This is a genomic window from Roseomonas rosulenta, assembly GCF_016106005.1.
Classification (GTDB): domain Bacteria; phylum Pseudomonadota; class Alphaproteobacteria; order Acetobacterales; family Acetobacteraceae; genus Neoroseomonas; species Neoroseomonas rosulenta.
Window position 1 is genome coordinate 1 of sequence record NZ_JACADR010000201.1, and the last position, 8,304, is coordinate 8,304.

The following is an 8,304-nucleotide window of genomic DNA, read 5'->3' on the forward strand; positions in this document are numbered from 1 at the left end:
CCCCCAGCCTGCGCCCACCCGCGCTGCCGCGCCACAACCCGCGGCGGCGCCCGAAGCCGCCCCCGGCGCCGCCGAGGCCGAGCGCCTGCTCCGCCTGCTGCAGGACGATGCGCGCCGCGCCGAACTGATCCGCACGCTGCAGGGCCTGACCGCCGCCGGCGCCACCGCGACCACCCCCGGCAACGGATCGGCCCCGCCTGCTGCCGCGCCGGCCACTCCGACACCGGCGCCGGCCGCGGTGCCGGCCGAACCGGTCATCCTCGCGCCCAATACGCTCGGCGCGCAGCTGCTCCAGGGCGCGTCCCAGCGGTTGTCCGCATTGTCCGACCAGCTGGTCGTGGCGGTGCAGACCATCGCCGACCTGCCGGCCATGGTCTCCTGGCTGTCGTCCCTGGCGCGCGACCCGGTCACCCAGTACCGGGTCATGGACGCGGCCTGGAAGCTGTTCCTGGTGCTGGGCCTCGGCCTGGTGGCGGAATGGCTGGCGGTGCGGCTGCTGGCGCGCGCGCGCGACGCACTCGATTCGCGCGCCCCGGCGGAGGGCGAGCTGTTCTCCTGGCTGCGCCGCGTGCCGCTGGTGGTCGCGCGGCTGTGCCTCGACCTGCTGCCGATCGGCGCCTTCGCCATCGTCTCCTATGGCGGCATCGGCCTGGTCGGGCCGCTGCCCACCACCGAGCTGGTGATGCTGACCGTGAACAACGCCTACATGGCGTCGCGCGCGGTGATGGTGGGCTCGCGCATGGCGCTCTCGCCGGCCTCGCCCATGCTGCGGCTGCTGCCGGTGGCGGATGAGACGGCGGCCTACATCACCGTCTGGCTGCGCCGCATCACCTTTGTGCTGGTCGTGGGCTATGCCACCGCGGAGGCCGGGCTGCAGTTCGGCCTGCCCTGGAACGCCTATGATTCCATTCTTCGCGTCTGCCTGCTGCTGGTGACGCTGTTCCTCATCATCGTCATCTTGCAGAATCGAGCGGCGGTGTCGGATGCGCTGCGCGCGCCGGATCTGGGCGAGGGCGAGACCCCGCCAGCCTCGCGCCGCTCGCTGCGCGCTGCGCGCGACCGCGCGGCGGAGGTCTGGCACATCCTTGCGATCGCCTGGCTGATCGCGGCCTGGGGCGTGTGGGCGCTGGAGGTGCAGGGCGGCTTCTGGCGCCTCTCGCGCGTCTCGCTGCTCACCGTACTGGTGCTGGGCCTGGCGAAGCTCGCGGATGTGGCGATGCGCCGGACGCTGGCGCGCGCCTTCCGCATCACGCCCGACCTGTCGCGCCGCTACCCGGGGCTAGAGGCGCGGGCGAACCGCTATTTGCCGATCCTGAAGGGAATCTTCTCCTTCTTCATCGGCGGGCTCGCGGTCCTGCTGCTGCTGGAATCCTGGGGCCTCGATGCCTTCGGCTGGTTCGGCCAGGGCAAGCTGGGGAACCGGCTGGTGGGCTCGCTCGCCTCGATGGGCTTCACGCTGCTGGTGGCGATGGCGGCGTGGGAGGCGGCGAACGCCGCCATCCAGCGCCACCTGGTCAGCCTGTCGCGCGATGCAAAGGCGGCGCGCAGCGCGCGCGTACGTACCCTGCTGCCCATGCTGCGCACGGCGCTGATGGTGACCATCGTCATCATCGTCGGCTTCATCATCCTCACCGAGATCGGCGTGAACGTCGCCCCGCTGATCGCGGGTGCGGGCGTGGTCGGCATCGCCATCGGCTTCGGCTCCCAGACCCTGGTGCGCGACGTCATCACCGGGATCTTCCTGCTGTTCGAGGACGCGCTGGCGGTGGGCGACGTGGTGCAGGTGGGTGGGCTGTCGGGCGTGGTGGAGCAGCTGTCCATCCGGTCGATCAAGCTGCGCGCGGTGGATGGCAGCCTTCACATCATCCCCTTCAGCGCCGTGACCACGGTCACCAACATGACGCGCGACTTCGCCTTCGCGGTGATGGACGTGAACATCGGCTATGGCGAGGACACCGACCGCGTGACCGACGTGCTTCGCAACGTGGCGTCGGAGATGCGCGAGGATGCGAAGTGGCGGCCCGCGATCCGCGACGACCTCGATGTGATGGGTGTCGAGCGGCTGGGCGATTCCGGCGTGATCATCCGCGTGCGCTTCAAGACCGAGCCGTCGCAGCGCTGGGCGGTGGCGCGCGAACTGAACCGCCGCGTCAAGCGCCGCTTCGACGAGCTGGGGATCGAGATCCCCTATCCGCACCAGAAGCTGGTGGTCGAGCAGGGCGCGCAGCCGCACCCGGCGGTCACCGCGCGGGCGGTGGAGGAATGATGCGCCCGCCGCGCATCGCGCTCGGCGCCTTCATGCTCGAGAGCAACGGCCACGCGCCGCCCGCCACGCGCGCGGAATTCGAGGCCGCCTGCTGGCTCGAGGGCAAGGCCCTGGCCGCCGACCTGGCGCGCCCCGCGCCGCGCGCGCCCACCGCGCTGACTGGCTTCATGCGCGCCATGGATGCCGGGCGGGCCTGGGTGCCGGTGCCGCTGTTGGCGGCCGGTGCGGGCGCTTCCGGCCCCATGGAGCAGGAGGTCTTCGACGACCTGCTGCACCGGATGGAGGATGGGTTGCGCGCAGCGATGCCGGTGGATGGCGTGTTCCTCTCTCTGCACGGCGCGGCTTCCGCGACGGTCGAGGTCGATCCCGACGGCGTGCTGCTGGCGCGCGTGCGCGCGGTGGTCGGGCCCGAGGTGCCGGTGATCGCGACGCTCGACCTGCATGCCAATGTCTCGCGCGCCATGGTCGACCATGCCGACGTGCTGATCGCCTTCGTCACCAACCCGCATGTGGACATGGCGGAACGCGGGGCGGAGGCGGCGGCGGCGGTGCGCGCCATGCTGGGCGGGATGCGGCCGCGCAGCGGCTTCGTGAAGCTGCCGATGATCCCGCCCGCCACCAGCCAGAACACCGATGCCGGGCCCTATGCGGACGCGATCGCCTTCGGGCGCGGCTTCCTCGACCACGAGGTGATGAACGTCTCGATCTCCTCGGGCTTCTCGCTCGGGGATACGCCGAAGAACGGGCTGTCGGTGGTGGTCACCACGCGCACCGATGCGGCGCGGGCGCAGGCGGTGGCGGAGGAGATCGCGCGCTTCATCTGGTCCTCGCGTGGGCGCTGGACCGCGCGGCTGCTGCCGCTGGCCGAGGCCGTGCAGCGCGCGCGGCATGCGGGCGCGGACCCGCATGCCGCCCCGCTGCTGTTCGCCGATGTCGCGGACAATCCGGGCGGCGGCGGGCGCGGCAACACCGTCTGGATCCTGGAAGCCTTCCACGCCGCCGGCGTGCAGGGCGCGGTGCTCGGCGTGTTCAACGACCCGGAGCTGGCGGCGGAGGCGCATCTGCTCGGCCCCGACGCGCGCTTCACCGCGCATTTCAATCGGGTCGAGACCAACCACTTCTCGCATTCCTTCGTGGCCGAGGCCGAGGTGATCGCGCTGCACGACGGGCGCATCGTCGGCCGGCGCGGCATCTATGCCGGACGGGAGGTTGACATGGGCCCCATGGCGCTGCTGCGCATCGGCGGGCTGCGTGTGGCGGTGGCGACGCAGCGGCGGCAATTGTGCGAACCGGCGATGCTCGAGGCGCTGGGCATCGACATCGCGCAGGTCCGCAGCCTGGTGGTGAAGTCGCGTGGGCATTTCCGCGCCGGCTTCGACGAGCACTTCACGCCGGATCGGATCCTGGAAGTGGACGTGCCCGGCCTGACCACCGTGGTGCTGGACCGCGTGCCCTGGCGTGCCGTGCCGCGGCCGATCTGGCCGCTCGACCCTGGGATGGAGTGGGCGCCGTAGCGCGAGGCGCGCTTGGACAGCCGGCCCGCAGCCGGGAATACTGGTGGTCGGGAGGGGAGGCGATGACGGAGCCGCCGTCGTCACGCAGGGTCGGGGTCGAGCCGAGGCGGGACATCCCGGCCCGGGGCGCCGCCGGGCGCGCCGCGCCTATTGCCTGGCACCGCGCCGGCGGCAGGTCTGGTGGTGCCCACGCGCGCCGCGACGCTTCGAGGACTTGGCGCCGGCACGCCGCGGCAGCCGGGCAGATCGCCGAGCCTTGCCGCCGCGTCCGGCGCCTGTCGCGCCCATCCATCGCAGCCTGAACGCCGGAGCCTGATCATGTCCTGGATGGCCGCCACCTTCCTCGGCCTTCTGACCGGCGTGATGGCCATGATCTATGCGGGGCTCGTGGCGGATCTCGCGGTGCCCTGGCTGCATATCTCCAGCTTCGAGGGCGGGTCGGGATACTTCGTCGCCTTCATGGGATTGCTGGGCCTGATCGGCGGCACCGCCGCGGGCATCATCGTCTGCCGGCTGGCGGGCGGGGCGGGTGCTCTGCGCGGCTTCGGCGCGGCGGTGCTGGTGGTGGGCGGCGTGATCACCGCCGCCGGCGCCTGGGCCTGGATGCAGCGCGATGTCGCCCCGCTGGTCGGCGGGCAGCGCTTGGATCTCGCGCTCGAACTCCGCCTGCCCCCGGGCACCGGACAGCCGGCGGGCGAGCCGGGCTACGCGATGCTGACCTCCGGTCCGCGCCGCCGGTTCAGCGCGGGGCCTTGGCGGCCGGAGGAGGCGCGGCTGGAGGACGGGCACTGGATCGTACCGGGGCGCGTGGCGATCACCACCTCCGAGGGCGAACGGCGGCTCGCTGTCGGTGGCCTGGTGGGGGAAGGGCAGCATGTGCCGATCGCCGTCCCGGCGCGCCCGGCCGCGCTGGATGCGTCATTCAGCGCCTGGATCGCGCCTGGTCCGGCGGCTGGCGGGCCCCCCGGCTGGGAGGTTCGCTATCGCATCGTGCCCCACCTGCCGCCCGCGCCACCACCCCCGCCACCGCCGGGCGAGGCGCAGCTCCGCCAGGCCGCCTTCGCCGCCCTGCCGGCGGATGCGCCAACGGCGGCGCTGCTTGGCTTCGTCAACGCCGCCTGGCGCGACGCGGCCTACGACCAGGCCTTGCGCACCGCCCGCGCGCGGCCCGACTTCGTGCCGGTGCTGGCCCAACGCATCGCGTCAGGGGACCCCGACGCCGCGCGCGATGGGATGTATCTGGTCGGGAGCCTGCGGCCGGTGCCGGTGGAACTCGTCGATGCGGTGCGTGCGCGTGCGGCCGAGGTGGTGCGCATCGCCGAGGCGATCGACCCGGCCGCGGAGGACAGCCGTGAGCGACTCCATGCTGAGGCGCATACGCTCGCGACCGGCGTGATCGTGGCCGCCTACGGCCTGCGCACGGCGGGGGTGAACCTGCGGGCGGAGCTGCGCGCGATCGCCGCGGCCTGCCGCCCGCGGGAGAAGGATTCGCCAAACGCAATCGCCGACTCCGCCGAGCGCGCCGCGGCGCAGCTCGACCAGCCGGAGACCCCGCGCAGGTAGAAGCGGGGGGCCTGCCAGGCGTCAGAACGACCCGATCAGGCTGCCGAGGACGATCACCGCCACCAGCGCCAGCAGGGCGCCGACGATCGTGGTCATCACGATGTCGAGGTAGCTGTCGCGGTGGTTCGACCCGCAGACCGCGAACAGCGTCACCACCGCGCCATTGTGCGGCAGCGCGTCCAGCGTGCCGGCGGCGATCACGGCCACGCGGTGCATCAGCCCGGGATCGAGGTTGATCTGCGCGGCCAGCGCCATGTAGGTCGGCCCCAGCGCCTCCAGCGCGATGGTCAGGCCGCCCGAGGCGGACCCCGTCAGCGCCGCCAGGATGGTGGTGGCCGCCGCGAGCGAGACCAGCGGCCCGCCGCCGATGCCCAGCACCCAGTCGCGCACCACCTCGAAGGCCGGCATGGCGGCCACCACCGCGCCGAAGCCGACCAGCGAGGCGACCGAGAAGATCGGCAGCACGGAGGCATTGGCACCGGCATCCATGGTCGCGCGCAGGGATGGCAGCCGCCAGAAGCTGACCGCCAGCAGCACGAGGATGGCGACGAACAGCGCCACCGCCACCGACCACACGCCGGCCACGGCGGACAGGCTGGTGCTGCCCCAGCGCGGTTCGGCCAGGAAGGCCGCATCCATGTTGGGCAGGACCAGCATGGACATCACCAGGTTCACCACCACCACCACGACCAGCGGCAGCGCGGCCAACACCACCGGCATCCCGGCCGCGGCCGGCTGGCTGCGATGGATTTCCGCCGGGTCGAATTCGCGCGCCACCGAGGCGCGTTCGCGGATCAGCGGGTCGTCCGCGGCGGCATCGACCGGGGGTGGCGTGTCGTCGCCGAAGCCCTCGCCGGCGGCGCGCGCGCGCGCTTCGGCACGCTGCATCCACCACAGCCCGAAGCCGAGCATGATGGCCGAGGCGATGATGCCCAGCCCCGGCGCGGCGAAGGGCGTGGTCCCGAAGAAGGGCATAGGGATGGCGTTCGGGATGGCCGGCGTGCCCGGCATGGCGGACATGGTGAAGGTGAAGGCGCCGACCGCGATGGCACCGGGCATCAGGCGGCGGGGAATCCCGGCCTCTCGAAACAGCGCGGTGGCCATGGGTGCGAGCACGAAGATCGCGACGAACAGGCTGACGCCGCCATAGGTGACGGCCGCGCCCGCCAGCGCCACCGACAGGATCGCGCGCCTGGGCCCCAGCGTGCTCGTCATCCAGCGCGCGATGGTGCCGACCGCGCCGGAATCCTCCATCAGCTTGCCGAACAATGCGCCGAGCAGGAACAGCGGGAAGAACTGCGCGACGAAGCGCGCCGCGCTGTTCATGAAGGTCTCGGTCCAGTGCGCCAGCAGCGGCTCGCCGGCGAAGGCCGCCGCCACCAGCGCCGCCGCGGGAGCCAGCAGCAGCACCGACCAGCCGCGATAGGCCAGCGCGACGAGCAGCGCGAGGCCGGCGAGGATCCCGAGCAGCCCCATGGCGTCACACCTTCTCGAGCAGGTATTCGATCGGCAGCGTGGAGCGCTTGCCGAGCGCCGCGCCATGGGTGGCGAGGAACTCCTCCGCCGCGCGCCGGCCCTCGTCGCGCAGCATGGTCAGGAAGTCCCATTCCGCGTTCAGTTTCGACGACGCGCCGAGCTCGGTCAGCATCGCGCTCTGCACCAGGTGCACGCGCATGCGCGCCCAATGCGCCGTCTTCTCGTTGCCGGGGTCCGCCACCGACCGCAGCAGCGCCATCATCTGCAGTTCCTTCAGCAGCACGGCGTTGAAGGCGACCTCGTTCAGCCGGTTGAGGATGTCGCGCGCCGATTTCGGCACGCCCGGGCGCTGCACCGGGTTGATGCCGATGATGACGGTGTCGTCCGAGACGCATTCGTCGATCAGCGGCGTCATGGTCGGGTTGCCGGAATAGCCGCCATCCCAATACGCCTGGCCGTCTATCTCGACCGCCTGGAACATCATCGGCAGGCAGGCCGAGGCCATCAGCGCGGCGGGCGAGAGGTTGTGGTTGCGGAACACCCGCGGGCGCCCGGTGTGCACGTTGGTCGCGGTGATGAACAGCTTGATCGGCGCCTGGTGCAGACGTTCGAAGTCCACGACTTCCGCCAGGATCGCCGCCAGCGGGTTGGGCATGCCGAAATCGAGGTCGTAGGGCGAGAAGACGCGCGTCGCGATGTCCATCGCGAGGTAGGCCGGGGAATTGTCGAGCGTCCAGCGCCCGAGCAGCACATCGAGCGGCCCGCGCCGAAGCGGGCTGAGCGCGGCGGCGTCCGAGACCTTCTTCCAGAAGCGCGCCAGCGCCTCGCGCGCGCCGTCGGGCCCGCCGGCCATCAGGCCGTGCGCCAACACGGCCGCGTTCATCGCGCCGGCCGAGGTGCCGGAGGCGGCCTCGATGGCGATCCAGCCTTCCTCGAGCAGGCGATCGAGCACGCCCCAGGTGAAGGCGCCATGGCTGCCGCCGCCCTGCAGGGCGAGGTCGATCAGCAGCGTGTCGCGGCCCGTGGCGGGGCGGGCGGGCTTCCTGGCCATCTTGTCGCGTCTCCCGGGGGCGGGTGGATCGCCCGGCGAATGTTGCGCTGCACAAAAGCGGGCGGACACTAGACCGGTTCACCGCTGCGAGGGAAGCGCGCTGCCCCGGGGGGACGACGCGCACAGCCGGGGCATGGGCGGCATACGAAAATGATTTCCGATCCACTCGCGCCTCGGCCACGCTGGTGCCGGGTGGAACCGTGGCTCGGGGGGCAAGGCGGCGGCATGGGCATCGGAACGTCGCGATACGGCGCCGCGGTCCTGGCGGGGCTGCTTGCCCTGCTGCCGGATGTCGCGCGCGCGCAAGGCAGCGATGCCGCCACCATCGCGGAACTGCGCCGCCAGCTCGATGAGATGCGCCGGCGGCTGGAACAGCTCGAGGCGCGCAGCGCGCCGGCCCCGGCCGCCCGCCCTGCGCGCCCGCCGCCCGCCGT

The 8,304-nt window shown here is 72.4% G+C and carries 6 protein-coding genes; 4 read left to right on the forward strand and 2 right to left on the reverse strand.

The features are described 5' to 3' along the window. The 3 genes from HW578_RS19275 to HW578_RS19285 form a co-directional block, all read left to right on the forward strand. Positions 1-2,266, forward strand: a 2,266-nt coding sequence (locus tag HW578_RS19275; protein ID WP_198372338.1) for a mechanosensitive ion channel domain-containing protein, incomplete at its 5' end; no start/stop codon positions are given. Further along, positions 2,263-3,780: a M81 family metallopeptidase gene (locus tag HW578_RS19280; protein ID WP_198372339.1), complete on the forward strand. Its 1,518-nt coding sequence runs from the start codon at positions 2,263-2,265 to the stop codon at positions 3,778-3,780. The genes HW578_RS19275 and HW578_RS19280, both read left to right, overlap by 4 nt. Before the next feature lie 318 nt (positions 3,781-4,098). Then, entirely contained in the window at positions 4,099-5,343 is a 1,245-nt protein-coding gene (locus HW578_RS19285; RefSeq protein ID WP_198372340.1) for a hypothetical protein, read from the forward strand. A gap of 21 nt (positions 5,344-5,364) precedes the next feature. On the opposite strand, the gene HW578_RS19290 is transcribed toward HW578_RS19285, so the two are convergent. Together HW578_RS19290 and HW578_RS19295 are read right to left on the reverse strand one after the other, a co-directional pair. Beyond that, positions 5,365-6,819: a GntP family permease gene (locus HW578_RS19290; RefSeq protein WP_198372341.1), complete on the reverse strand. Its 1,455-nt coding sequence runs from the start codon at positions 6,817-6,819 to the stop codon at positions 5,365-5,367. A 4-nt stretch (positions 6,820-6,823) separates the two neighbouring features. Continuing rightward, entirely contained in the window at positions 6,824-7,870 is a 1,047-nt protein-coding gene (locus tag HW578_RS19295; RefSeq protein ID WP_198372342.1) for a patatin-like phospholipase family protein, read from the reverse strand. A 225-nt stretch (positions 7,871-8,095) separates the two neighbouring features. Between HW578_RS19295 and HW578_RS19300 the strand changes: the two genes are divergently transcribed. Continuing rightward, the coding region (locus HW578_RS19300; RefSeq protein ID WP_198372343.1) for a low molecular weight phosphatase family protein at positions 8,096-8,304 on the forward strand (209 nt) is incomplete at its 3' end.

Coding starts and splice junctions, on each gene's coding strand:
- HW578_RS19280 (WP_198372339.1), top strand. CDS start 2,263: ATGATGCGCCCGCCGCGCATCGCGCTCGGCGCCTTCATGCTCGAGAGC.
- HW578_RS19285 (WP_198372340.1), top strand. CDS start 4,099: ATGTCCTGGATGGCCGCCACCTTCCTCGGCCTTCTGACCGGCGTGATG.
- HW578_RS19290 (WP_198372341.1), bottom strand. CDS start 6,819: ATGGGGCTGCTCGGGATCCTCGCCGGCCTCGCGCTGCTCGTCGCGCTG.
- HW578_RS19295 (WP_198372342.1), bottom strand. CDS start 7,870: ATGGCCAGGAAGCCCGCCCGCCCCGCCACGGGCCGCGACACGCTGCTG.